Source organism: Pseudomonas delhiensis (genome assembly GCF_900187975.1).
GTDB lineage: Bacteria > Pseudomonadota > Gammaproteobacteria > Pseudomonadales > Pseudomonadaceae > Pseudomonas > Pseudomonas delhiensis.
In genome coordinates, this window is the sequence record NZ_FZPC01000010.1 from 22,030 (window position 1) to 44,240 (window position 22,211).

The 22,211-nt window shown below is 69.3% G+C and carries 21 protein-coding genes; 12 read left to right on the forward strand and 9 right to left on the reverse strand.

Going from position 1 to position 22,211, the window contains the following annotated elements; all coding sequences use genetic code 11:
• The first annotated feature begins 16 nt into the window (after nucleotides 1–16).
• The 5 genes from xerD to CHC02_RS10655 all read left to right on the forward strand — a co-directional run bounded on the left by xerD (nucleotide 17) and on the right by CHC02_RS10655 (nucleotide 5,430).
• Nucleotides 17–913 (forward strand): site-specific tyrosine recombinase XerD, encoded by an 897-nt coding sequence (xerD, locus tag CHC02_RS10635; protein ID WP_089391440.1) that lies wholly within the window; start codon nucleotides 17–19, stop codon nucleotides 911–913.
• 390 nt (nucleotides 914–1,303) lie between these two features.
• Nucleotides 1,304–2,032 (forward strand): DsbC family protein, encoded by a 729-nt coding sequence (locus CHC02_RS10640; protein WP_089391441.1) that lies wholly within the window; start codon nucleotides 1,304–1,306, stop codon nucleotides 2,030–2,032.
• Nucleotides 2,033–2,204: 172 nt separating this feature from the next.
• Nucleotides 2,205–3,509, forward strand: coding sequence for a homoserine dehydrogenase (locus tag CHC02_RS10645; protein WP_089391442.1), 1,305 nt, complete (start codon nucleotides 2,205–2,207; stop codon nucleotides 3,507–3,509).
• Between the two features lie 95 nt (nucleotides 3,510–3,604).
• Entirely contained in the window at nucleotides 3,605–5,014 is a 1,410-nt protein-coding gene (gene thrC / locus CHC02_RS10650; RefSeq protein ID WP_089391443.1) for a threonine synthase, read from the forward strand.
• A gap of 131 nt (nucleotides 5,015–5,145) precedes the next feature.
• Entirely contained in the window at nucleotides 5,146–5,430 is a 285-nt protein-coding gene (locus CHC02_RS10655; RefSeq protein ID WP_089391444.1) for a DUF3509 domain-containing protein, read from the forward strand.
• A 59-nt stretch (nucleotides 5,431–5,489) separates the two neighbouring features.
• Here the strand turns inward: CHC02_RS10655 and CHC02_RS10660 are convergent, their stop codons facing one another.
• Nucleotides 5,490–5,813 (reverse strand): hypothetical protein, encoded by a 324-nt coding sequence (locus tag CHC02_RS10660; protein WP_089391445.1) that lies wholly within the window; start codon nucleotides 5,811–5,813, stop codon nucleotides 5,490–5,492.
• 853 nt (nucleotides 5,814–6,666) lie between these two features.
• Nucleotides 6,667–7,866: a CaiB/BaiF CoA transferase family protein gene (locus tag CHC02_RS10665; RefSeq protein WP_089391446.1), complete on the reverse strand. Its 1,200-nt coding sequence runs from the start codon at nucleotides 7,864–7,866 to the stop codon at nucleotides 6,667–6,669.
• 250 nt (nucleotides 7,867–8,116) lie between these two features.
• Between CHC02_RS10665 and CHC02_RS10670 the strand changes: the two genes are divergently transcribed.
• The 3 genes from CHC02_RS10670 to recJ all read left to right on the forward strand — a co-directional run bounded on the left by CHC02_RS10670 (nucleotide 8,117) and on the right by recJ (nucleotide 11,643).
• Nucleotides 8,117–9,289, forward strand: coding sequence for a GGDEF domain-containing protein (locus CHC02_RS10670; protein WP_089391447.1), 1,173 nt, complete (start codon nucleotides 8,117–8,119; stop codon nucleotides 9,287–9,289).
• A gap of 69 nt (nucleotides 9,290–9,358) precedes the next feature.
• Nucleotides 9,359–9,898 (forward strand): YaeQ family protein, encoded by a 540-nt coding sequence (locus CHC02_RS10675; RefSeq protein WP_089391448.1) that lies wholly within the window; start codon nucleotides 9,359–9,361, stop codon nucleotides 9,896–9,898.
• A 29-nt stretch (nucleotides 9,899–9,927) separates the two neighbouring features.
• On the forward strand, nucleotides 9,928–11,643 hold the full coding sequence (gene recJ / locus CHC02_RS10680) for a single-stranded-DNA-specific exonuclease RecJ (RefSeq protein WP_089391449.1): 1,716 nt from the start codon (nucleotides 9,928–9,930) through the stop codon (nucleotides 11,641–11,643).
• Nucleotides 11,644–11,761: 118 nt separating this feature from the next.
• On the opposite strand, the gene CHC02_RS10685 is transcribed toward recJ, so the two are convergent.
• The 4 genes from CHC02_RS10685 to CHC02_RS10700 are packed head-to-tail and all read right to left on the reverse strand — an operon-like array spanning nucleotide 11,762 to nucleotide 16,073.
• Nucleotides 11,762–13,279, reverse strand: a complete 1,518-nt coding sequence (locus tag CHC02_RS10685; RefSeq protein WP_089391450.1) for a tripartite tricarboxylate transporter permease — start codon at nucleotides 13,277–13,279, stop codon at nucleotides 11,762–11,764.
• A 10-nt stretch (nucleotides 13,280–13,289) separates the two neighbouring features.
• Complete coding sequence (locus tag CHC02_RS10690; RefSeq protein ID WP_089391451.1) at nucleotides 13,290–13,760, reverse strand: tripartite tricarboxylate transporter TctB family protein; 471 nt, start codon at nucleotides 13,758–13,760, stop codon at nucleotides 13,290–13,292.
• Between the two features lie 17 nt (nucleotides 13,761–13,777).
• Nucleotides 13,778–14,755 (reverse strand): Bug family tripartite tricarboxylate transporter substrate binding protein, encoded by a 978-nt coding sequence (locus CHC02_RS10695; RefSeq protein WP_089391452.1) that lies wholly within the window; start codon nucleotides 14,753–14,755, stop codon nucleotides 13,778–13,780.
• A 25-nt stretch (nucleotides 14,756–14,780) separates the two neighbouring features.
• The gene (locus CHC02_RS10700; RefSeq protein ID WP_089391453.1) at nucleotides 14,781–16,073 is read right to left on the reverse strand and encodes an OprD family porin; all 1,293 of its coding nucleotides are present in this window, start codon (nucleotides 16,071–16,073) and stop codon (nucleotides 14,781–14,783) included.
• A 184-nt stretch (nucleotides 16,074–16,257) separates the two neighbouring features.
• Between CHC02_RS10700 and CHC02_RS10705 the strand changes: the two genes are divergently transcribed.
• Both CHC02_RS10705 and CHC02_RS10710 read left to right on the forward strand, forming a co-directional pair.
• Entirely contained in the window at nucleotides 16,258–16,929 is a 672-nt protein-coding gene (locus tag CHC02_RS10705; RefSeq protein WP_089391454.1) for a response regulator, read from the forward strand.
• Nucleotides 16,930–16,948: 19 nt separating this feature from the next.
• Nucleotides 16,949–18,337, forward strand: coding sequence for a sensor histidine kinase (locus CHC02_RS10710; protein WP_089391588.1), 1,389 nt, complete (start codon nucleotides 16,949–16,951; stop codon nucleotides 18,335–18,337).
• 180 nt (nucleotides 18,338–18,517) lie between these two features.
• Here CHC02_RS10710 and CHC02_RS10715 read toward each other — a convergent pair whose 3' ends face one another.
• Both CHC02_RS10715 and ygfZ read right to left on the reverse strand, forming a co-directional pair.
• A complete protein-coding gene (locus CHC02_RS10715; protein WP_089391455.1) occupies nucleotides 18,518–19,354 on the reverse strand; it encodes an HDOD domain-containing protein in 837 nt (278 codons plus the stop codon).
• A gap of 48 nt (nucleotides 19,355–19,402) precedes the next feature.
• Complete coding sequence (ygfZ, locus tag CHC02_RS10720; RefSeq protein WP_089391456.1) at nucleotides 19,403–20,347, reverse strand: CAF17-like 4Fe-4S cluster assembly/insertion protein YgfZ; 945 nt, start codon at nucleotides 20,345–20,347, stop codon at nucleotides 19,403–19,405.
• A gap of 163 nt (nucleotides 20,348–20,510) precedes the next feature.
• Here ygfZ and CHC02_RS10725 point away from each other — a divergent pair, with 163 nt between their 5' ends.
• Nucleotides 20,511–20,765 carry an FAD assembly factor SdhE gene (locus CHC02_RS10725; protein WP_089391457.1) on the forward strand — a complete coding sequence of 85 codons (255 nt, stop codon included), beginning with the start codon at nucleotides 20,511–20,513 and terminating at the stop codon, nucleotides 20,763–20,765.
• Nucleotides 20,749–21,201: a protein YgfX gene (locus CHC02_RS10730; RefSeq protein WP_089391458.1), complete on the forward strand. Its 453-nt coding sequence runs from the start codon at nucleotides 20,749–20,751 to the stop codon at nucleotides 21,199–21,201. The genes CHC02_RS10725 and CHC02_RS10730 overlap by 17 nt, the downstream gene beginning before the upstream one ends.
• A gap of 2 nt (nucleotides 21,202–21,203) precedes the next feature.
• On the opposite strand, the gene pdxA is transcribed toward CHC02_RS10730, so the two are convergent.
• Nucleotides 21,204–22,205, reverse strand: coding sequence for a 4-hydroxythreonine-4-phosphate dehydrogenase PdxA (pdxA, locus tag CHC02_RS10735; protein WP_089391459.1), 1,002 nt, complete (start codon nucleotides 22,203–22,205; stop codon nucleotides 21,204–21,206).
• Nucleotides 22,206–22,211: the final 6 nt, after the last annotated feature.

The window sequence follows — 22,211 nt, forward strand, 5'->3', positions numbered from 1 at the left end:
TAGAAACCGCCAGCGCATGACACCCGTTGCCCATCCCCTGATCGACCGTTTTCTCGACGCCCTGTGGCTGGAGAAAGGCCTCTCCGACAACACCCGCCTGGCCTACGGCAGCGACCTGGCGCTGTTCAACGGCTGGCTGGGCGAGCAGGGCGTGGCCCTGGAGCGCGCCGGCCGCGAGCTGATCCTCGACCACCTGGCCTGGCGCCTGGCCCAGGGCTACAAGGCCCGCTCCACCGCGCGCTTCCTCTCCGGGGTGCGCGGCTTCTACCGCTACTGCCTGCGCGAGAACCTCATCGCCGAGGACCCGACCCTGCAGGTGGAACTGCCGCAACTGGGCAAGCCGCTGCCCAAGTCGTTGTCCGAGGCCGACGTCGAGGCGCTGCTGGCCGCGCCCGAGACCGAGGACCCGCTGGGCCTGCGCGACCGCGCCATGCTGGAGGTGCTCTACGCCTGCGGCCTGCGCGTCAGCGAACTGGTCGGCCTGACCCTGGAACAGCTCAACCTGCGCCAGGGCGTGGTGCGGGTGTTCGGCAAGGGCAGCAAGGAACGCCTGGTGCCGCTGGGCGAGGAGGCCATCCTGTGGATCGAGCGCTACATGCGCAATGCCCGCGGCGACCTGCTCGGCGGCCGCCCCAGCGACGTGCTCTTCCCCAGCCTGCGCGGCGAGCAGATGACGCGCCAGACCTTCTGGCACCGCATCAAGCACCACGCCAGGGTGGCCGGCATCGGCAAGTCGCTGTCGCCGCACACCCTGCGCCACGCCTTCGCCACCCACCTGCTCAACCACGGCGCCGACCTGCGCGTGGTGCAGATGCTGCTGGGCCACAGCGACCTGTCGACCACCCAGATCTATACCCACATCGCCCGCGCGCGCCTGCAGGAGCTGCACGCTCAGCACCACCCGCGCGGTTGAGCGTAGGAGCAACTGTCTTCTGGGCTCCCTCGTTCGCGGGGGTGACTGGATCGAAATTCGCGTCTCCCATGTCGCCCCATTGTAGGAGCGGGCCCTGCCCGCGATTCGCGCGCAGGGCGCGCTCCTACAGGAGAATGGCATGGCTCGGCCAGCGTAGGAGCGGACTTCGTCCGCGATGGGCCGATCCCGCGCGCCGTCATCGCGGATAAATCCGCTCCTACAGGTTGCCGCTACGTTCGCGCATCCGTAGGGCGAATAACCGTTCGCGGTTATCCGCCGCTTGACCTAAACCGGCTGCCGCCTGCGGCCTGTAGCCTCGTGCTACAAGCGTGCGGTTCGGTGGAGGGCCGCCCTGTGATAGTCTTCGGGGTTCATCCACAGGAGTTTTCCATGCGTCTGTCCCGATTCCTGGTTGCCGCGGCCCTGGGCCTGGCCAGCACCTTCGTCCTGGCCGCCGAGCCCGACCAGACCATCCGCAAGACCCTGCAGTCGCTGCAGCCCGACCTGCCCATCGAAGCCATCAGCGCCAGCCCGGTGCAGGGCCTGTACCAGGTCCAGCTCAAGGGCGGCCGCGTGCTCTACGCCAGCACCGACGGCAACTTCGTCGTGCAGGGCAACATCTACCAGGTGAAGGATGGCGCGGCCACCAACATCACCGAGGTCGCCGAGGCGGCCGGCGTGGCCAAGACCATCAATGCCCTGCCCGCCAGCGACATGGTGGTGTTCCCCGCCCAGGGCAAGGCCAAGGCCCACATCACCGTGTTCACCGACACCACCTGCCCCTACTGCCAGAAGCTGCACGCCGAGGTGCCGGAGCTGAACAAGCGCGGCATCGAGGTGCGCTACCTGGCCTTCCCGCGCCAGGGGCCGAAGTCCCCGGGTGACCAGCAGCTGCAGGCGGTGTGGTGCTCCAAGGACCGCGCCGCGGCCATGACCGACATGTTCCACGGCAAGGAAATCAAGGCCGCGCAGTGCCCCAACCCGGTGGACAAGCAGTTCGAGCTGGGGCAGATGGTCGGCGTGCAGGGCACCCCCGCGATCATCCTCGAAAGCGGCCAGATGCTGCCGGGCTACCAGAGCGCCGGCGAAATCGCCAAGCTGGTGCTGGACACCAAGTGAATCGGGCCCTGCGCCTGATTTGACTAATGGGGAGCCGCTTCGTAATGTGCGGTTCCTTTAACCATGAGGCCGGGCGCTCGCCCGGCCTTCGTACGGTACGTCCCCGTCCTCGCCGCCTGCGCGCCGCGTGCCGGGGCGTACCCCGTTTGCCGCGATGATGGGGAGTTTCAGCGTGAAACCGGTGAAAGTGGGAATCTGTGGGTTGGGGACCGTCGGTGGCGGTACCTTCAATGTACTCAAACGCAACGCCGAGGAGATTGCCCGCCGTGCCGGGCGTGGTATCGAGGTTGCGCAGATTGCCGCCCGTCGCCCCAACCCGAAATGCGAAACCGGCAGCACCCCCATCACTGCCGACATCTTCGACGTGGCGAACAACCCGGAAATCGACGTGGTCATCGAACTGATCGGTGGCTACACCCTGGCCCATGAGCTGGTGCTCAAGGCCATCGAGAACGGCAAGCACGTGGTCACCGCGAACAAGGCGCTGATCGCCGTGCACGGCAACGAAATCTTCGCCAAGGCCCGCGAGAAGGGCGTGATCGTCGCCTTCGAGGCCGCGGTGGCCGGCGGCATCCCGGTGATCAAGGCGATCCGCGAAGGCCTGGCGGCCAACCGCATCAACTGGCTGGCCGGCATCATCAACGGCACCGGCAACTTCATCCTCACCGAGATGCGCGAGAAGGGCCGCGCCTTCGCCGACGTGCTCAAGGAAGCCCAGGCGCTGGGCTACGCCGAGGCCGACCCGACCTTCGACGTCGAGGGCATCGACGCCGCGCACAAGCTGACCATCCTGGCGTCCATCGCCTTCGGCATCCCGCTGCAGTTCGACAAGGCCTACACCGAGGGCATCACCAAGCTGACCACCGCCGACGTGAACTACGCCGAGGCCCTGGGCTACCGCATCAAGCACCTGGGCGTGGCGCGCCGCACCGACAAGGGCATCGAGCTGCGCGTGCACCCGACGCTGATCCCGGCCGACCGCCTGATCGCCAATGTGAACGGCGTGATGAACGCCGTCATGGTCAACGGCGACGCCGCCGGTTCCACGCTGTTCTACGGCGCCGGCGCCGGCATGGAGCCCACCGCTTCCTCGGTGGTCGCCGACCTGGTCGACGTGGTCCGCGTGCTCACCACCGACCCGGAGAACCGCGTGCCGCACCTGGCGTTCCAGCCGGACGCGCTCTCCGACCACCCGATCCTGCCGATCGACGCCTGCGAAAGCGCCTACTACCTGCGCATCCAGGCCAAGGACCACCCGGGCGTACTGGCCCAGGTGGCGACCATCCTCTCCGAGCGCGGCATCAACATCGAATCGATCATGCAGATGGAAGTCGAAGAGCATGACGGTCTGGTGCCGATGATCCTGGTTACCCACCGCGTGCTCGAGTCCCGCATCATCGAAGCCATCGCCGCGCTGGAAGCGCTGGATGACGTGGTCGGCAATGTCGTACGCATTCGCGTCGAACAGCTCAATTAACTCGGAGCTGCAAGCTGCAAGCCATAAGCTGCAAGCGGGGGTTCCGCTTGAAGCTTGAAGCTTGAAGCTTGAAGCTCAAACCGAAGGTTTGATCTATGCGCTACATCAGTACCCGCGGCCAGGCGCCCGCGCTGAACTTCGAAGACGTGCTGCTGGCGGGCCTGGCCAGCGACGGCGGCCTCTACGTGCCGGAAAACCTGCCGCGCTTCACCGTCGAGGAGATCGCCTCCTGGGCCGGCCTGCCGTACCACGAGCTGGCCTTCCGGGTGATGCGCCCGTTCGTCGCCGGCAGCATCAGCGACGCCGACTTCAAGAAGATCCTCGAAGAGACCTACGGCGTCTTCGCCCACAACGCCGTGGCGCCGCTGCGCCAGCTCAACGGCAACGAATGGGTGCTGGAGCTGTTCCACGGCCCGACCCTGGCCTTCAAGGACTTCGCCCTGCAACTGCTCGGCCGCCTGCTCGACCACGTGCTGACCAAGCGTGGCGAGCGCGTGGTGATCATGGGCGCCACCTCCGGCGACACCGGCTCGGCGGCCATCGAGGGCTGCAAGGCCTGCGAAAACGTCGACATCTTCATCATGCACCCGCACAACCGCGTGTCCGAGGTGCAGCGCCGGCAGATGACGACCATCCTCGGCGAAAACATCCACAACATCGCCATCGAAGGCAACTTCGACGACTGCCAGGAGATGGTCAAGGCCAGCTTCGCCGACCAGGGCTTCCTGAAAGGCACCCGCCTGGTGGCGGTCAACTCGATCAACTGGGCGCGGATCATGGCCCAGATCGTCTACTACTTCCACGCCGCCCTCCAGCTCGGCGCGCCGGCCCGTTCCGTGGCCTTCTCGGTGCCCACCGGCAACTTCGGCGACATCTTCGCCGGCTACCTGGCGCGCAACATGGGCCTGCCGGTCAGCCAACTGATAGTCGCGACCAACCGCAACGACATCCTGCACCGCTTCATGTCCGGCAACCGCTACGACAAGGACACCCTGCACGCGTCGCTGTCGCCGTCCATGGACATCATGGTCTCGTCCAACTTCGAGCGCCTGCTGTTCGACCTGCATGGCCGCAACGGCAAGGCCATCGCCGAGCTGATGGACGCCTTCAAGGCCACCGGCAAGCTGTCCGTCGAGGACGACCGCTGGACCGAGGCGCGCCGCCTGTTCGATTCCCTGGCGGTGGACGACGAGCAGACCTGCCAGACCATCGCCGAGGTCTACGCCGAGTGCGGCGAACTGCTGGACCCGCACACCGCCATCGGCGTGCGCGCCGCCCGCGAATGCCGCCGCAGCCTGGCCATCCCCATGGTCACCCTGGGCACCGCGCACCCGGTGAAATTCCCCGAAGCGGTGGAAAAGGCCGGCATCGAGGCCGTCCCGGCGCTGCCGGCGCACCTGGCCGACCTGTTCCAGCGCGAAGAGCGCTGCACCGTGCTGCCCAACGAACTGGCCAAGGTCCAGGCCTTCGTCAGCGCCCACGGCAACCGCGGCAAACCGCTCTAAGCCGGTCGAAAGAAAAGCCCGCCAGCTTGGCGGGCTTTTTCGTTTCCGGGGCAAATATCTGAGGTTATTGAACTTTTTCCTGCAGAAAGGGGTCTTTTCCTGACGTATCCGTTGTATCCCAGGAGAACCCCATGGACCGACTCGAGCCCCTGCTCGCAGCCATCTTCAGCCAATACGCCCACGATCTCGGACCCGCGCGTCCGGACGGTGGCCGGGTGCTGAGCCTGAGCACCTCCGAAGGCGAGGTCGTCCTGCGTCGCGTCCTCAGTGGCGACCAACTGGCCGACGAGCGCAATTGCCAGGAAGCGCTGGAGGCCATCAGCCGCGACCTGGCGGTCCAGGAGGGACGGATCTGCAACGACGTCATCCACGCCCTGCGCCAGCGCGCCGCCCAGGTGCTCAGCTACGACGCCTGAGCCCGCCAGCTCCATCGGGAATGCCGCCGCCCCGGCCCGGGGCGGCGGCATTTGCGTTTCTACAGCCGCCCGCACTGCACCAGGCGGGCGCGGATGGCCCCGGTGGTGCGGCCATGGGCGCGGGCGATGGCGGTGACAGGTTCGCCCTCGTCGAAGCGCTGCAACAGGGCCTGTTCCTCTTCCTCGTTCCAGGGCTTGCCGGCCTGCTCCGGGCTCGGGCGCACCTTGCCCTGGGCTTCGAGGGCCTGGATTGCCTGGAACAGCGCGCGGATCACCTCCGGCGCCTGGCAGGCATCGCCGCCGGGAAGGGCTTGCCCGGTGCGCGGATCGAGGCCGTGGGCCAGCTTGCGCAGCGTGTCCAGGCAATGCGGGTTCGTTTCCATGAAGCCGTCTCCTCTGCGGAGCGTCCGGAATGGACGCCGAAAGGATCAGGTAGTGGATTTCCTGGTGCGGATCAGTCGGCCCGGTCGCTTTTCCCTGTAGGAGCGAGCTTGCTCGCGAACCCAGGTCCGGCCCGCACACCAGCCTAACCGGCGAGCGACGTGCTGTTCGGCCGCTGCGGACAGCCCCCTCTCCCGCTTGCGGGAGCGGGCTGGGGTGAGGGCAACGGACTTCGACGATACGACGGCGCTGGGCCTGGGCCGCTCCCCCTCCCTAACCCTCCCCCGCAAGCGGGAGAGGGGACCGTTGGGCAGAACGAGGGGCCATGGAGCCAGCCGGTAGCCCCGTTCGCGAGCAAGCTCGCTCCTACAAGAGCGGGCGGGTGTGCAGGATGACTGCTTGGTTTCGCTTGACGCCGAACGGCTCCCTCTCCCTTCAGGGAGAGGGCTGGGGAGAGGGTTGCGGACGTCGACGACACACCGATGCTGGGCTTGACTCCGCACCCCCTCCCTAACCCTCCCCCGCAAGCGGGAGAGGGGACCGTTGGGCAGAGTGAGGGGCCATGGCGTCAGCCGGTAGCTCCGTTCGCGAGCAAGCTCGCTCCTACAAGAGCGGGCGGGCGTGCAGGATGTCTGCTTGGTTTCGCTTGACGTCGAACGGCTCCCTCTCCCTTCAGGGAGAGGGCTGGGGAGAGGGTTGCGGACGTCGACGACACACCGATGCTGGGCTTGACTCCGCACCCCCTCCCTAACCCTCCCCCGCAAGCGGGAGAGGGGACCGTTGGGCAGAACGAGTGGCCACGCAGTCAGCCGGTAGCCCCGTTCGCGAGCAAGCTCGCTCCTACAGGGGCGCGGCTCAAACCGCTCCATCACGCCGCAGCGCGGCGATCTGTTCGCCGTCGTAGCCCAGTTCCGCCAGGATCGCGTCGTTGTGCTCGCCCAGCTTCGGGCCTATCCACTCGGCCGAGCCGGGGGTTTCCGAGAGCTTGGGCACTATGCCGGGCATCTTGAAGGGCTTGCCGTCCGGCAGCTTCGCCGAGAGGAACATCTCGCGGGCGAGGAATTGCGGGTCGGTGAACATGTCCTCGGCGGAGTAGATGCGGCTGGCCGGCACCTCGGCTTCGTTCAGTACCTTCAGCACCTCTTCCTGCGGCAGCGAGCGGGCCCAGCGGTCGATCACCCCGTACAGCTCGTCGCGCCGCGCGTCGCGGCCGTCGTTGCCGGCCAGCTGCGGGTCGTCGGCCAGGTCCTGGCGGCCGATGGCGAGCATGAAGCGGCGGAAGATGGCGTCGCCGTTGGCGGCGATCTGCACGTGCCTGCCGTCGGCGGTGGTGTGCACCGAGGAGGGGGTGATGCCGGGCATGATGTTGCCGCTGCGCTCGCGGATGAAGCCGAACACGTCGAACTCCGGGACCATGGACTCCATCATGGCGAACACCGCCTCGTACAGCGCCACGTCCACCACCTGGCCCTGGCCGCCGTTGACCTCGCGGTGGCGCAGGGCCATGAGCGCGCCTATGACGCCCCACAGGGCGGCGATGGAGTCGCCGATGGAAATGCCGGTGCGCACCGGCGGGCGGTCCTCGAAGCCGGTGATGTAGCGCAGCCCGCCCATGGATTCGCCCACCGCGCCGAAGCCCGGCTGGTCCTTGCAGGGGCCGCTCTGGCCGAAGCCGGACAGGCGCACCATCACCAGCTTCGGGTTCAGCGCGTGGAGCACATCCCAGCCCAGGCCGAGCTTCTCCAGCACGCCGGGGCGGAAGTTCTCGATCAGGATGTCGGCCTCGGCCAGCAGCTTCTTCAGTACCTCGCGGCCGGCTTCCTGCTTGAGGTTGAGGGTCAGCGAGCGCTTGTTGCGCGCCTGCACGAACCACCACAGCGAGGTGCCTTCGTAGAGCTTGCGCCACTTGCGCAGCGGGTCGCCGCCGTCGGGCGATTCGATCTTGGTGACCTGCGCGCCGAACTCGGCGCACAGGCGCGCGGCGAAGGGGCCGGCGATCAGGGTGCCGAGCTCCACGACCTTGAGGCCGGCGAGGGGTTTGGCGGTGGCGTTCATCGGGTGTTCCGTCGGTCGGGCAGTGTGGGGCGACTCTAGCGTGGCTCGCGGCCGACGGGTAGCCCGGCGGCGCGGGCAAAGCTGACCGATCGGTTGTGAAGGCGTTCCGCGATCGGCTCCGGGCGCGTAGAGTAGGGAGCATTCCCACACTTTTTTCAGGCCGGCCCGGGTATCCGCTCATGTGTGCCGTTGATCTTCCTCCTTCTGCCGACCCCATGCCGCCTGCGCCCCGGATGCCGAAGGAGGGCGCATGTCGCTGAGCCTGCCCACCCTGCTGCTGGTGGATCTCTACATCCTCGCCCTGGTCGGGGTGCTGATGTTCTTCGCCTGGTACGGCGGGCGCCGCGAGCCGACCCTCGGCTACATGGCCGGCATGCTCCTGCTCGGGGCGCTGTCCACCTTCCTCATCGCCCTGCGCAGCTTCGGCCTGGAGATGCTGGCCATCGTCGCCGGCAACGTGGTGGTGATGCTTTCCTGCGCGCTGCTGTGGACCAGCATGCGCGTGTTCGCCGGGCGCGCGCCCTACTGGCCCGGCGTGGCCGCGGGGGCCGTGCTCTGGCTGCTGCTGTGCCTGTGGCCGGCCTTCCTGCAGTCGATGGTCGCTCGCATCCAGGTCCACTCGGCGCTGACCGTGGTCTACTGCCTGCTCGCCGCCGCCGAGCTGTGGCGCAGCCGCCGGCGCCTGGAAGTGCCGCTGCGGCCGACCCTGGCCCTGCTGCTGTTCCACGCGGGCTTCTACACCCTGCGCATCTTCGTCGACCGCGGCGCGGTGCCGGGCGAGCCCTCGGGCACCTACACCACCCTGTTCACCCTGCTGGTGTTCGAGACCATGCTGGTCGCCGTCGGCCTGGCCTTCACCACCCTGACCATGGTCAAGGACCGCGCCGAGCTGAAGTTCCGCTCGGCGGCCCTGAGCGACCCCCTGACCGGCATCGGCAACCGCCGCGCCTTCATGGATTCCGGCGAGCGCCTGCTGCGCCTGTGCGCCGAGCGCGGCGAGCCGGTGGCGCTGCTGGTCTGCGACCTGGACAACTTCAAGCGCCTCAACGACGCCTACGGCCACCCGGTGGGCGACCGCGCCCTGCAGGAGTTCAGCCGCATCACCGCCTCGCGCATGCGCCGCCAGGACGTGTTCGGGCGCATCGGCGGCGAGGAGTTCGCCTGCCTGCTGACCGGGGCCGGCACCGAGGCCGCCTGCCAGGTGGCCGAGCGCATCCGCCGGGAGTTCGCCGAGGTTCCGTTCGTCGGTGAGGGCCTGCTCAGCGTCAGCATCGGCGTGGCCACCAGCGAGGAGGGCGGCTACGAGCTGGCGCGGCTGCTGTCGCTGGCCGACCAGGCGCTGTACCTGGCCAAGGCCAAGGGCCGCAACCGCATCGAGCTGTCGGCCTCCCGCCCGGGGCACGAAGGCCGCGGCCACCGCTGAGCGCGACGAGGGCGGCAGGGCGGGCGCAATCGGGGTAGACTTGCCGCCTTCGCATCGCTGGGATAGACCATGGCCCTCTCCGCCACCCCCTACAAGGCCGACATCAGCCTCACTGACCTGGACCGCGGCGTCTACGAGACCCTGCGCTTCACCGTCGCCCGCCACCCCTCGGAAACCGAGGAGCGCCTGGCGGTCCGCCTGCTCGCCTTCGTGCTCTGGTACAACGAGCAGCTGGCCTTCGGCCGGGGCCTGTCGGACGTCGAGGAGCCGTCGCTGTGGGAGAAGAGCCTGGACGACCGCATCCTGCACTGGATCGAGGTCGGCCAGCCGGACAGCGAGCGCCTGGTGTGGTGCTCGCGGCGTTGCGAAAGACTCTCGCTGCTGGCCTACGGCAACCTGCGCGTATGGACCACCAAGGTCCTCGACGGCGTGCGCCACCTGAAGAACCTCAATGTCGCCGCCGTCCCTCAGGAGCCTCTGGAGGAACTGGCCCGCGACCTGCCGCGCTCGATCAACTGGACCCTGATGATCAGCGAGGGGACGATCTTCGTCACCGACGAGAACGGCCAGCACGAACTGCAACTGGAATGGCTGATGGGCGAGCGATAAAAGCCGCCGGAAAGGACACTGTACGACCGATGCGCATCGACCCCCGCCCGCTTCCCGAACACCTGCCCGACCTCGGCGACCTGCCGCCGCTGCTCACCCGCCTGTACGCCGCCCGTGGCGTGAAGTCCGCCGAGGAGCTGGACAAGGGCCTGGCGCGGCTGATCCCGTACCGCCAGCTCAAGGGCATCGACGCCGCCGTCGAGCTGCTGGTCGACGCCTTGCAGAAGCGCCAGCGCATCCTCTACGTCGGCGACTTCGACGCCGACGGCGCCACCGCCAGCAGTGTCGGCGTGCTGGCCCTGCGCCTGCTCGGCGCGGCCTGGGTCGACTACCTGGTGCCGAACCGCTTCGAATACGGCTACGGCCTGACCCCGGAAATCGTCGCGGTCGCCCTGGAGAAACGCCCGGAGCTGCTGGTCACCGTGGACAACGGCATCTCCAGCATCGACGGCGTGGCCGCGGCCAAGGCCGCCGGGCTGCGCGTGCTGGTCACCGACCACCACCTGCCGGGCCCGGAGCTGCCGGCGGCGGACGCCATCGTCAACCCCAACCAGCCGGGCTGCGAATTCCCCAGCAAGGCGATGGCCGGGGTCGGGGTGATCTTCTACGTGATGCTCGCCCTGCGCGCGCGCCTGCGCGAGCTGGACTGGTTCGCCCGCAGCGGCACGCCGGAGCCGAACCTGGCCGAGCTGCTCGACCTGGTGGCCCTGGGCAGCGTCGCCGACGTGGTGCCGCTGGACGCCAACAACCGCATCCTGGTGCACCAGGGCCTGGCGCGCATCCGCGCCGGCCGCGCCCGCCCGGGCCTGCGCGCGCTGCTGGAAGTGGCCGGGCGCGATGCCCGGCGCATCACCTCCACCGACCTGGGCTTCATCCTCGGCCCGCGGCTCAACGCGGCCGGGCGCCTGGACGACATGTCCCTGGGCATCGAGTGCCTGCTCTGCGAGGACGAGGCCCTGGCCCGCGACATGGCGGTGCAGCTCGACCAGCTCAACCAGGACCGCAAGGCCATCGAGCAGGGCATGCAGCGCGAGGCGCTGGCCCAGCTCAAGGAACTGCCGGTGGAGGAAATGCCCTTCGGCCTGTGCCTGTTCGATCCGGACTGGCACCAGGGGGTGATCGGCATCCTCGCCTCGCGCCTGAAGGAGCGCTACCACCGCCCGACCATCGCCTTCGCCGACGCCGGCGACGGCAGCCTCAAGGGCTCGGCCCGCTCGGTGCCCGGCCTGCATATCCGCGACGCCCTGGACGCGGTGGCCGCGCGCCACCCGGGGCTGATCAGCAAGTTCGGCGGCCATGCCATGGCCGCCGGCCTGTCGCTGCCCCAGGGGCATTTCGGCGCCTTCGCCGCGGCCTTCGACGCCGAGGTGCGCCGCCAGCTCAGCGAGGACGACCTCACCGGGCGCATCCTCTCCGACGGCCAGCTGAGCCTGACCGAGTTCCACCTGGAGCTGGCCCGCGCCCTGCGCCAGGCCGGCCCCTGGGGCCAGCACTTCCCCGAGCCGCTGTTCCACGGGGTGTTCCAGATCGTCCAGCAGCGCATCGTCGGCGAACGCCACCTGAAGCTGGTGCTCAAGACCGAGTGCGGCTCGCTGCAGCTGGACGGCATCGCCTTCAACGTCGACCGCGAGGTCTGGCCGAACCCGACGGTGCGCTGGGCGGAAATGGCCTACAAGCTGGACGTCAACGAATTCCGCGGCAACGAGAGCGTGCAGCTGATGGTGGTGCACCTGGCGCCGCGCTGAACCCGCCAGCCCATCGCGGGGTTTACGAGCGCCAGCCGCAGACAAAAAAAGACCCGCACGGGGCGGGTCTGAAATCGCCGCAGGAGAGAACGCGGCGAGCGTGGTTCTTCTGCCGGGCTCAGGCGCTGGCCGGCTGCGCGCCGCGGCGGGCCAGGCGGCGGCGCCAGGCGCGGTACAGCGGCAGGCCGAGCATCGCCGCCACCAGGGCCCAGGTGCCGATGGCGATGGGGCTGGACCAGAGGATGCCCAGCTCGCCGTTGGAGATCGACAGCGCGCGGCGCAGGTTCTGCTCCATCAGCCCGCCGAGGATGAAGCCCAGCAGCAGCGGCGAGAGCGGGAAGTCGAGCTTGCGCAGGATGTAGCCGAGGATGCCGATGGCGACCATCAGGAACAGGTCGAAGGTGGTGGCGTGCACGGCGTACACGCCGATCGCGGTGATGATCGCGATGCCCGGCACCAGCGCCCAGTTCGGCACCGCGAGGATGCGGGTGAACACCCGGACCATGGGCACGTTGAGGATGATCAGCATCAGGTTGGCGATGAACAGCGAGGCGATCAGGCCCCAGACGATGGTCGGCTGCTCCTGGAACAGCAGCGGGCCGGGGGTGATGTTGTACAGGCTGAGCGCGCCGATCATCACCGCCGTGGTGCCCGAGCCGGGCACGCCGAGGGTCAGCATGGGCACCAGGGCGCCGCAGGCGGAGGCGCCGATGGCGGTTTCCGGGGCGGCCAGGCCGCGCATGTCGCCCTGGCCGAATTTGCCCTTCTCGCCGGCGTACTTCTTCTCGGTCATGTAGGCCACCGCGCTGGCCAGGGTGGCGCCGGCGCCGGGCAGCACGCCCATGACGAAGCCGAGCAGGCCGCAGCGCAGGTTGACCACGAACACCGAGGCGGCTTCCTTGAGGTTGAACAGCATGCGCCCGCTGGCTTCCACGGCCTTGTGCCCGTGGTGGGTCTTCTCCAGCAGCAGGAGGATCTCGCTGACCGAGAACAGGCCCAGCACCAGGACCACGAACTGGATGCCGTCGGCCACGTGGATGCTGTCGAAGGTGAAGCGGTACACGCCGCTGTTGGCGTCGATGCCGACACTGGACAGGAACAGCCCGAGCAGCGCCGCCAGCAGCGTCTTCAGCGGGCGGTCGCCGGCCAGGCCGCCGAGCGCGACTATGGCGAAGACCATCAGCACGAAGTATTCCGCCGGGCCGAAGGCGATCGCCCAGTTCGCCAGCAGCGGGGCGAACAGCACCATGCCGCAGGTGGCGATGAAGGCGCCGATGAACGAGCTCCAGGCCGACAGCGACAGGGCCACGCCGGCCAGGCCCTGGCGCGCCATGGGGTAGCCGTCGAGGGTGGTCATCACGGTGGAGGCCTCGCCGGGGATGTTCAGCAGGATCGAGGAGATCCGCCCGCCGTATTCGCAGCCCAGGTACACCGCGGCCAGCAGGATCAGCGCCGACTCCGGCGGCAGGCCGAGGGCGAAGGCCACCGGGATCAGCAGGGCCACGCCGTTGATCGGGCCCAGGCCCGGGAGCAGGCCGACCACGGTGCCGATCAGCGTGCCGATCAGCGCGGTGACCAGGTTGTAGGGGCTCAGGGCGACGCCGAAGCCCTGCCCGAGATAGCTCAGGGTATCCATGACGGTGTCCTCAGAAGGGCAGGAAGTCGAGCACGCCCCGCGGCAGCGGGACGTCCAGGGTGCGGTCGAAGAGCAGGTACAGGCCGATGCTCAGCAGCGTGCAGGTGACCACGCTGACGGCCGGCCTGCCGCCGTAGAGCAGGGCGATGAAGCTGCCCACCAGGGCGCTGGCGAGGATGAAGCCCAGCGGCTCGAAGAGCCCGGCGTAGACCAGCAGCAGGCCGACGCACGCCACCACCTTGCGCAGCAGCGCGCCTTCCAGCGGCTGCTCGTCGTCGTGGCGCACCGGCGTGGGCCGCAGGATCAGCCAGGCCAGGCCGATCGCCATCAGCGCCAGGCACAGCAGCGGATAGGCGCGCGGGCCCACCGGTTCGTAGGAGAAGGGCGCCTGGTAGTCCCAGGCGATGGCCGCAAGGCCGAGGCAGGCCAGCAGCCAGGCACCGGCGAACAGCCGCTGCGGCAGCGAGTGGGGGGCGTGCATGTCGGGAACCTCGCGGCTTACTGGATCAGGCCGAAGTCATGGGCCATCTGGCGGTAGCGGGCGACCTGCTGCTTGACGTAGCTGTCCAGCTCCGGCCCGGTCATGGCGAAGGGGAACAGCTCGCGCTGGTCGCGCAGCCTGGCGAAGTCCTCCGAGGCCAGCAGCTTGTCGAAGGACGCCTTCCAGAACTGGTAGTCCTCGTCGCTGACCTTGGGCCCGACGTAGAAGCCGCGCACCACCGGCCAGACGATGTCGAAGCCCTGCTCCTTGGCGGTGGGGATGTCGGCCATGCCCTCGTCCTGCAGGCGCTCCTCGGAGAACACCGCGAGCAGGCGCATCTTGCCGGCGCGGATGTGCGGCATGGAGTCGGAGATGTCGGTGCTGCCCACCTGGATGTGCCCGCCGAGCAGCGCCGTGGCGATCTCGCCGCCGCCTTCCAGGGCGACGTAGCGCAGCCGCTTCGGGTCGATGCCGGCGGCCTTGGCGATCAGCGCGGTCTGCATCCAGTCCTGGCTGCCGACGGTACCGCCGGAGCCGATCACCACCTTGCCCGGGTCGGCCTTGAGCGCGGCCACCAGGTCGGCGAGGTTCTTGTAGGGCGAGTCGTTGCGCACGGCGATGGCGCCGTAGCTGGTGCCTATGGCCGCCAGCCACTTCACCGCGTTCTCGTCGTAGCGGCCGAACTTGCCCTGGGCCAGGTTCAGCAGCGAACCGCTGGAGAAGGCGGTGATGCTGTTGCCGTCGGCCGGGCGCTGGGCCACCACGGCGTTGTAGGCCACCGCGCCGACGCCGCCGGGCATGTAGGTGACGCGCATCGGGCTGGACAGCAGCTTCTCGTCCAGCAGGGCGCTCTGCGCCAGCTTGCAGGTCAGGTCGAAGCCGCCGCCGGGGGCGGCCGGGGCGATGCATTCCGGGCGCTTGGGCTCGGCGTGGGCGGCCGCGGCGAACAGCGCGCCGGCGGCGAGGAGCAGGGGAAGGGTGCGGAGCTTGGTCATCTTCGGGGCCTCATCTTGTTGTTGTTTACCAGATCGCCAGGGAATAGGTGAGGTAGACGCGGGTTTCGTCGGCGTTGCGCGCGAAGTTGGAACGGTAGGTGGCGTTGCGCAGGCGCACGCCGAAGTCCTTAAGCGGGCCGCTCTGCACCACGTACTTGAGGTCGGTGTCGCGTTCCCACTCGCGGCCTTCGCCGGCGCGGCCGTTGATCTCGGCGTTGTCGCCCTTGAGGTAGCGGTTCATCAGGGTCAGGCCGGGCAGGCCGAACACGGCGAAGTCGAAATCGTGGCGCAGCTGCCAGGAGCGTTCCCTGGCTTCGGCGAAGTCGCCGACCTGGACGAAGTTCACCAGGTAGGGGTTGCTGCCGTCGATGTAGGGGAAGGCGCTGTCGCCGTCCATCTGCTGCCAGCCGACGCTGAACTTGTTGGCGCCGATGGCGTAGCCGAGCATGGCGTTGAAGGCGCGGTTGTCGATGCTGCCGCCGCGGGCGGCGCCGTCGTCGTCGCTGATCGCCAGGCGCCAGTCGCTGGTCAGCTTGCCGTCGCCCAGCTTGTGGCTGCTGAGCAGGCCGACGAAGTGCTGGCGGTACACCTCGTCCAGTTCGGCGTAGTGGTAGCGGCCGGTGAAGTGGTCGTCGAACTTGTAGTCGCCGCCGGCCAGGTCGTAGTGCTCGCCGGCCACGGTGCCGGTGAAGCGCTTGTTCTTGTTGTTCAGCGCCAGGTCCTGGGCGTCGGTGGAGTCGCGGTCGATGGCCTTCTCCAGGCGCCCGCCGGTGAAGGCCAGGCCGGGCAGGTCGCGGGACTCCAGCAGGCCGCCCTCGAAGATCTGCGGGAACAGGCGGCTGTCGTTGGGCTGCAGGGTGGGCAGGTCGGGGACCAGGCTGCCGAGCCTGAGTTCGGTCTGCGAGACCTTGAACTTGGCGGTCAGCCCGAGCTTGCTGTACTCGTCCGCGGCGCGGCCGTCGTCGTGGGTGGGCAGCAGGCCGCTGCCGGTGCGCTCGGGGCTGGAGTCGAGCTTCAGGCCGAGCATGCCCAGGGCGTCCAGGCCGACGCCGAGGGTGCCGTCGGTGTAGCCGGACTGGAAGTCGAGGATGAAACCCTGCGCCCACTCCTCGCGCTTGGACTGGCCGGCGCCGTCGCGGAAGTCGCGGTTGAAGTAGATGTTCTGCGTCTGCAGCTTCAGGCTGCTGTCTTCGACGAAGCCGGCAGCGTCGGCTTCCCCGGCCAGGCCGCCAAGGGCCAGGGCCGCGCCGAAACCGGCGGGGAAGACACGGGAAAAGACGGGATTGGCCCCACGGGCCGGGTGCTGGACAGTCAGCATCGGTGGACTCCATTTCTTGTTCTTGTCTGGATGGCGCCACGCCGCCAGCCGATTTGGGGACGATCTTCGTCGTCTGGGGGTCGATCCTAGCGCCGCTGCCTTTCACCAGGCTTTCAGCCGTTCACAGGTGATCACATGCGGTTACACTGCGCGTTCCAACCCCTGCCGAACGAGGAAGACCGCCGTGCGCATCCTTCTGGTCGAAGACCATCCGCAACTGGGCGACAGCGTGCAGCAGGCGCTCAAGGGCGCGGGCTGGACGGTCGACCTGCTGCGCGACGGGGTGGCTGCCGACCTGGCCCTGGCCAGCGAGGAGTACGCCCTGGCCATTCTCGACGTCGGCCTGCCGCGGCTGGACGGCTTCGAGGTGCTGGCGCGCCTGCGCGGCCGCGGCAAGACCCTGCCGGTGCTGATGCTGACCGCCCGCGGCGAGGTCAAGGACCGCGTCCATGGCCTGAACCTCGGCGCCGACGACTACCTGGCCAAGCCCTTCGAGCTGAGCGAGCTGGAGGCGCGGGTGAAGGCCCTGCTGCGGCGCAGCGTGCTCGGCGGCGAACAGCAGCAGCGCTGCGGCGAACTGGTCTACGACCTGGGCGCGCGGCGTTTCAGCCTGGCCGGCGAGCCCTTGACCCTGACCTCCCGCGAGCAGGCCGTGCTGGAAGCGCTGATCGCCCGCCCCGGGCGGGTGCTGAGCAAGGAACAGCTGGCCGCCCAGGTGTTCGGCCTGGACCAGGACGCCAGCGCCGACGCCATCGAGATCTACGTGCACCGCCTGCGCAAGAAGCTGGAAGGCGGCGCGGTGCGCATCGTCACCTTCCGCGGCCTGGGCTACCTGCTCGAGGCGGTCGATGCCTGAGGCGCCACGGCGCCTGGCCCTGCCCGGTTCCGGCAGCCTGCGCTGGCGCCTGCTGTGGCGCCTGGGCGGGCTGCTGCTGGTGCTGTTGCTGCTGGGCAGCCTGACCACCTACCAGCGCGCCCGCCACGCCTCGGACATCGCCTACGACCGCACCCTGCTGGCCTCGGCGCGGAACATCGCCGACGGCCTCTACGACAGCGACGGCATGCTGCGCGCCAACGTGCCCTACGTGGCCCTGGACAGCTTCGCCTACGACAGCGCGGGGCGCATCTTCTACCAGGTGATCGACACCCGCGGGCAGTCCATCTCCGGCTACGAGAACCTGCCGGCGCCGCCCTCCGGCACCCCGCGCACCGACGACTACCCGGCGCTGGCGCGCTTCTACGACAGCGAGTACCAGGGCCAGGGCGTGCGCGTGGTCAGCCTGCTGCAGCCGGTCAGCCAGCCGACGGTCAACGGCATGGCCGAGATCCGCGTGGCCGAGACCCTCGGCGCGCGCGAGCGCCTGGCCCGCGACCTGCTCACCGACACCCTGCTGAACCTGGCGCTGTCGGCGCTGGCCGCGCTGGTCATGGTCTGGTACGCGGTGAGCGCCGGCCTGCGCCCCCTCGACCGCCTGCGCGCGGCCGTGGAGGAGCGCCAGGCGGACGACCTGCGGCCCCTGCCGCAGGTGGCGGTGCAGCGCGAGCTGCGCCCGCTGGTGGCGGCGCTGAACCATTTCACGGTGCGCCTGCGCAACCTGTTCGAGCGCCAGTCGCAGTTCATCGCCGAAGCCTCCCACGAGCTGCGCACGCCGCTGGCGGCGCTCAAGGCGCGGCTGGAACTGGGCCTGCGCGAGCGGGAGCCGCAGCGCTGGCGCGAGACCCTGGAAGAGGCGGTGCAGTACACGGACCGTGTTACCGGGCTGGCCAACCAGCTGCTGTCGCTGGCGCGGGTGGAAAGCGGCGCCCGGGCCATCGCCGAGGGCGGTGGCGAGGCCATCGAACTGGGGGGCCTGGCGCGGGAGCAGGGCATGGTGCTGGCGCCGCTGGCCCACGCGCGCGGCGTGGCCCTGGCCCTGGAGGCCGAGCGGCCGGTGTGGATCAAGGGCGACCCGACGCTGCTCCATGAACTGCTCGACAACCTGGTGGGCAACGCCCTGGCCCATGCCGCCGGCAACGTGGTGATCCGCGTCGGCCCGCCGGGCGTGCTGGAGGTCGAGGACGACGGCCCGGGCATCCCGGCGGAGGAGCGCGACAAGGTCTTCGGCCGCTTCTACCGCAAGCGCCAGGAAGGCACCGGGCTGGGCCTGGCGATCGTCGGGGAGATCTGCGCCGCGCACCGGGCGCGCATCGAACTGGCCCATGGCGAGTTGGGCGGGTTGCTGGTGCGGGTGAGTTTTCCCGCCGAAGAGCAGCAGGCCGTCTAGGCCCCATCGTTGGCTGGAACACCGGAATGGCGGATAACGCTGTAGGCGTTATGCGCCCTACGGGGGGAATGCCATGCCTCACAGCAATCTGTAGGAGCGCGCTCTGCCCGCGATTTCGCGCGCAGGGCGCGCTCCTACAAGGGAAACGCCGTGCCGCGTGGGTAGGCCTCTGCCGGCCCGTTACTGCAACATCCCCATCGCCGCTTCCATGGCCGCCGACAGGTCCTCGTCCTCGTTGAGGTTGGCCTGGGGGTCGATGCCCAGCTTGGCGAAGGAGGGGATGCTGCTCCAGTCCAGCTCGGTGAAGGGGTGCTGGCTGCCCAGGTAGCTCTGCAGGGTGGCGACCTGGACGATGTCCACGTAGTCGGCCTTGGCGGAGTCGCGGGTGAAGTCCAGGTAGTGGCCGGGCACTTCGGCGATGGGCGCGGGGAATTCCCAGGCCTTGAGGATGCGGTCGCCGATGACCGGGTGGATGCGCTCGATCACGTGGTTGAGGCTGATGGAGTCGGCCAGCAGCTCGCCGTTCTCCTCGGCGTAGGTGAGGATCGGCAGCACGCCGATCTGGTGCACCAGGCCGGCGAGGGTCGCCTGGTCGGGCATCAGCCGGGTGTAGTGGCGGCACAGCGCGTGGCAGATGCCGGCGACCTCGACGCTCTTGTTCCACACCTCGCGCATCTTGCGGTCGACCACGTCGGAGGTGGCCTGGAACATCTGCTCCATGGCCAGGCCCGTGGCCAGGTTGCTGGTGTAGTTGATGCCCAGGCGGCCGATGGCCATCTGCAGGTCGGTGATTTCCTTGTTGGTGCGCAGCAGCGGGCTGTTCACCACCTTGATGATGCGCGCGGTGAGCGCGGCGTCGTTGCCGATCACCCGGGCCAGGTCATGGATGCTGACGTCCGGGTCCTCCGCCGCCTCGCGGACCCGCAGCGCCACCTCGGGCAGGGTGGGCAGCACCAGTTCGTCGTTGTCGATGGCCCGCAGCAGTTCCTGTTGTACTTTTTCGGCAAGCTTGCTCATGACGTTTCCTTGAGGGACGCCGGGCTCCCCACCCGGCAGGCGATTCGGTCAGCGCTGGATCTCGCGGTCGCTGTCCAGCACGTAGGGCAGCGTCAGCAGGCGCAGGGCCGGGCCGTCCTCGGCCTGGCCGAGGCGCACGCGGCCGTCGGCCACGGCGTCGTCCTGCAGCACCGCCAGCAGCTCGATGCCTTCGGCGGCACGGGCGGCCAGCACCACTTCGCCGACGCTGCTGCCGTGCACCGGCGAGAACAGCGCGGCGCCCGGCTCGGGCAGCTCGGCGGCGTCCAGCGCCAGGCGGTGCAGGCGGCGCTTGAGGCGGCCGAGGTACTGCATGCGCGCGACGATTTCCTGGCCGGTGTAGCAGCCCTTCCTGAAGCTCACGCCGCCGACCGCCTGCAGGTTGATCATCTGCGGGATGAACAGCTCGCGGGTGGCGCCGAAGACCTGGCCGACACCGGCGCGCACCTGGCCCAGCAGCCAGTCGTTGAGGCTGCCTTCGCCCAGGCCGGCGTCCAGTGCCTCGCGCACTTCGCCGGCGCGGGCCGCCGGTACCCAGAGTTCGGCGCGGCCATGGCCAAGGCTGATCGCCAGCAGGTCGCCGTTGCGCGCCACGCGGTCGGCCTCGGCGGGCAGGTCCAGGCCGAGGCCGGCGAGCACGGCGTCGCCGCCGCTCAGGCCGAAGCGGACCCAGTCGGCGCTGGCGTCGCCCAGGCTGGCCTTGGAGAACACGGCGTATTTCTTCAGGTCCGCCAGTTGCCCTTCCAGCAGCTCGGCGGCCAGCGCCAGCAGGTAGCCGTCGCCCTCGGCGACGATGCGGAAGCTGGAGGTCATGCGCCCCTTGGGCGTGCAGCGGCCGCCCAGGCTCGAGGTGCTGGCGTCGAGGTAGTTGAGGTTGCAGGTCAGCTGGCCCTGCAGGAACTTGGCGGCGTCCGCGCCACGGACGGCGAGGACTCCTTCGTGGGTCAGGGCGGTGTAGAACGCGGAATCGGCCATTGCGGGTCGCTGGAAGAAAGTTAGGCTTGCCATGATAGAGCCGGGGCCCGCGCTTGTCAGCGGGTGCCGCCGGGCGAGGGCATGCGTATAATGCCGCTCGCTTCACGGAATCCGGCAGGCGCCGCGCCGTGGGGTTTCCGATGTAGCGCCGAGGACCCGCAGAATGACCGACGAAATCGAACTGAAACGACTCTTCTGGCACAGCCGCCGCGGCATGCTGGAGCTGGACGTGCTGCTGGTGCCTTTCGTGCAGGAGGTCTACCCGGGCCTGGACGCCGAGAACCAGGCGCGCTTCCGCAAGCTGCTCGAGTGCGAGGACCAGGACATGTTCGGCTGGTTCATGCAGCGCGGCGAGCCGGAAGACGCCGACCTGCGCCACATCGTGCGCATGATCCTGGCCCGTGTCCAACCGGATTGAGGCCTTCGAATGCCGCTGGCGGCCGTCCCGACGGTTGCTGGCGGCCTACCTGGCGAGCCTGGCGCTCGCCGTGGCGGCGCTGAGCCTGGCCGCCCTTTCCGCCTTCTGGCAGGCCCTGGGCCTGCTGCTCTGCCTGGGCCACGCCCTGTGGGTGCTGCCGCGCCAGGTCCTGCTGCGTAGCCGCCATGCCTACCGCGCCCTGCGCCACGATGCCGACGGCTGGCAGCTGTGGAGCCCGGCCGGCGGCTGGCAGGCGGTGCAACTGCGCGCCGACAGCCTCGCGCTGCCGGCGCTGATCGTGCTGCGTTTCCACCTGCCGGGTAGCCGCCTGGGCCGCGGCCTGTGCCTGCCGCCCGACAGCCTGGCGGCGGAGGCCCACCGCCGCCTGCGCGTGCGGCTGCGCTTCAGCCGCGGCCGCTGGGCGCCGCCGCGCTAGCCTCAGCGCGGCCTGTTCGCCAGTTCCGCGCCCTGGCGCAGCGCCTCCAGCAGGCTGCGTTCGTCGGCGAGCCCCTTGCCGGCGATGTCGAAGGCGGTCCCGTGGTCCACCGAGGTGCGCACCACGTCCAGGCCGACCGTGACGTTCACCCCGGCTTCCAGCCCGAGCACCTTCACCGGGCCGTGCCCCTGGTCGTGGTACATGGCCACCACCAGGTCGAAGTCGCCGCGGCCGGCGCGGTAGAACAGGGTGTCGGCCGGCAGCGGGCCGGTGACGTCCAGCCCCCGCGCCTGCAGCAGGCTGACGGCGGGGATGATCTTCTCTTCCTCCTCGCCGTAGCCGAACAGGCCGTTCTCCCCGGCGTGGGGGTTGATGCCGCAGACGCCGATGCGTGGCTGTGGGATGCCGGAGCGTACCAGCGTCTCGTGGCCGCGTTCGATGGTGCGCTGCACCAGGCCGGGCTCGATGCGGCGTATGGCGTCGATGATGCCGATGTGGGTGGTGACGTGGATGACCCGCAGCTTGGGGGCCACCAGCATCATCGAGACCTCGTCGACGTGGGTCAGGTGGGCGAGCAGCTCGGTGTGGCCGGGGAACTTGTGGCCGCCGGCATGCAGGGCCTCCTTGTTCAGCGGGGCGGTGCAGATGGCGTCGATCTTCCCGGCCTTGGCCAGCTCCACCGCGCGGGCGATGAACTGGTAGGCCGCATCCCCCGCCACGGCGGACAGCACGCCGAACGGCAGGTCGTCGGGGATGAGGCCGAGGTCGATGCAGTCGATCACGCCCGGCTCGAAGCGGGCGTCGTCGGCATCCTCGATGCGCCTTACCCGGGCCAGCCCGCCGAGCAGCCGGTCGGCCTTCTCCAGGCGCTGCGCATCGCCGATCACCAGGGGCCGGCAGAATCGGTGAAGCCCGGCGCTGGCCAGGCTCTTGACGATGATCTCCGGTCCGACGCCGGCCGCGTCGCCCATGGTGATGCCGATTACGGGAAGATAGTTGTTCATGGGTGG

Coding starts and splice junctions, on each gene's coding strand:
- CHC02_RS10695 (WP_089391452.1), bottom strand. CDS start 14,755: ATGACCAAGCTCCGCACCCTTCCCCTGCTCCTCGCCGCCGGCGCGCTG.
- CHC02_RS10665 (WP_089391446.1), bottom strand. CDS start 7,866: ATGAACGCCACCGCCAAACCCCTCGCCGGCCTCAAGGTCGTGGAGCTC.
- ygfZ (WP_089391456.1), bottom strand. CDS start 20,347: ATGGCCGATTCCGCGTTCTACACCGCCCTGACCCACGAAGGAGTCCTC.
- pdxA (WP_089391459.1), bottom strand. CDS start 22,205: ATGAACAACTATCTTCCCGTAATCGGCATCACCATGGGCGACGCGGCC.
- CHC02_RS10690 (WP_089391451.1), bottom strand. CDS start 13,760: ATGCACGCCCCCCACTCGCTGCCGCAGCGGCTGTTCGCCGGTGCCTGG.
- recJ (WP_089391449.1), top strand. CDS start 9,928: ATGCGCATCGACCCCCGCCCGCTTCCCGAACACCTGCCCGACCTCGGC.
- CHC02_RS10725 (WP_089391457.1), top strand. CDS start 20,511: ATGACCGACGAAATCGAACTGAAACGACTCTTCTGGCACAGCCGCCGC.
- CHC02_RS10700 (WP_089391453.1), bottom strand. CDS start 16,073: ATGCTGACTGTCCAGCACCCGGCCCGTGGGGCCAATCCCGTCTTTTCC.
- CHC02_RS10670 (WP_089391447.1), top strand. CDS start 8,117: ATGTCGCTGAGCCTGCCCACCCTGCTGCTGGTGGATCTCTACATCCTC.
- CHC02_RS10640 (WP_089391441.1), top strand. CDS start 1,304: ATGCGTCTGTCCCGATTCCTGGTTGCCGCGGCCCTGGGCCTGGCCAGC.
- xerD (WP_089391440.1), top strand. CDS start 17: ATGACACCCGTTGCCCATCCCCTGATCGACCGTTTTCTCGACGCCCTG.
- CHC02_RS10715 (WP_089391455.1), bottom strand. CDS start 19,354: ATGAGCAAGCTTGCCGAAAAAGTACAACAGGAACTGCTGCGGGCCATC.
- CHC02_RS10660 (WP_089391445.1), bottom strand. CDS start 5,813: ATGGAAACGAACCCGCATTGCCTGGACACGCTGCGCAAGCTGGCCCAC.
- CHC02_RS10675 (WP_089391448.1), top strand. CDS start 9,359: ATGGCCCTCTCCGCCACCCCCTACAAGGCCGACATCAGCCTCACTGAC.
- thrC (WP_089391443.1), top strand. CDS start 3,605: ATGCGCTACATCAGTACCCGCGGCCAGGCGCCCGCGCTGAACTTCGAA.
- CHC02_RS10655 (WP_089391444.1), top strand. CDS start 5,146: ATGGACCGACTCGAGCCCCTGCTCGCAGCCATCTTCAGCCAATACGCC.
- CHC02_RS10685 (WP_089391450.1), bottom strand. CDS start 13,279: ATGGATACCCTGAGCTATCTCGGGCAGGGCTTCGGCGTCGCCCTGAGC.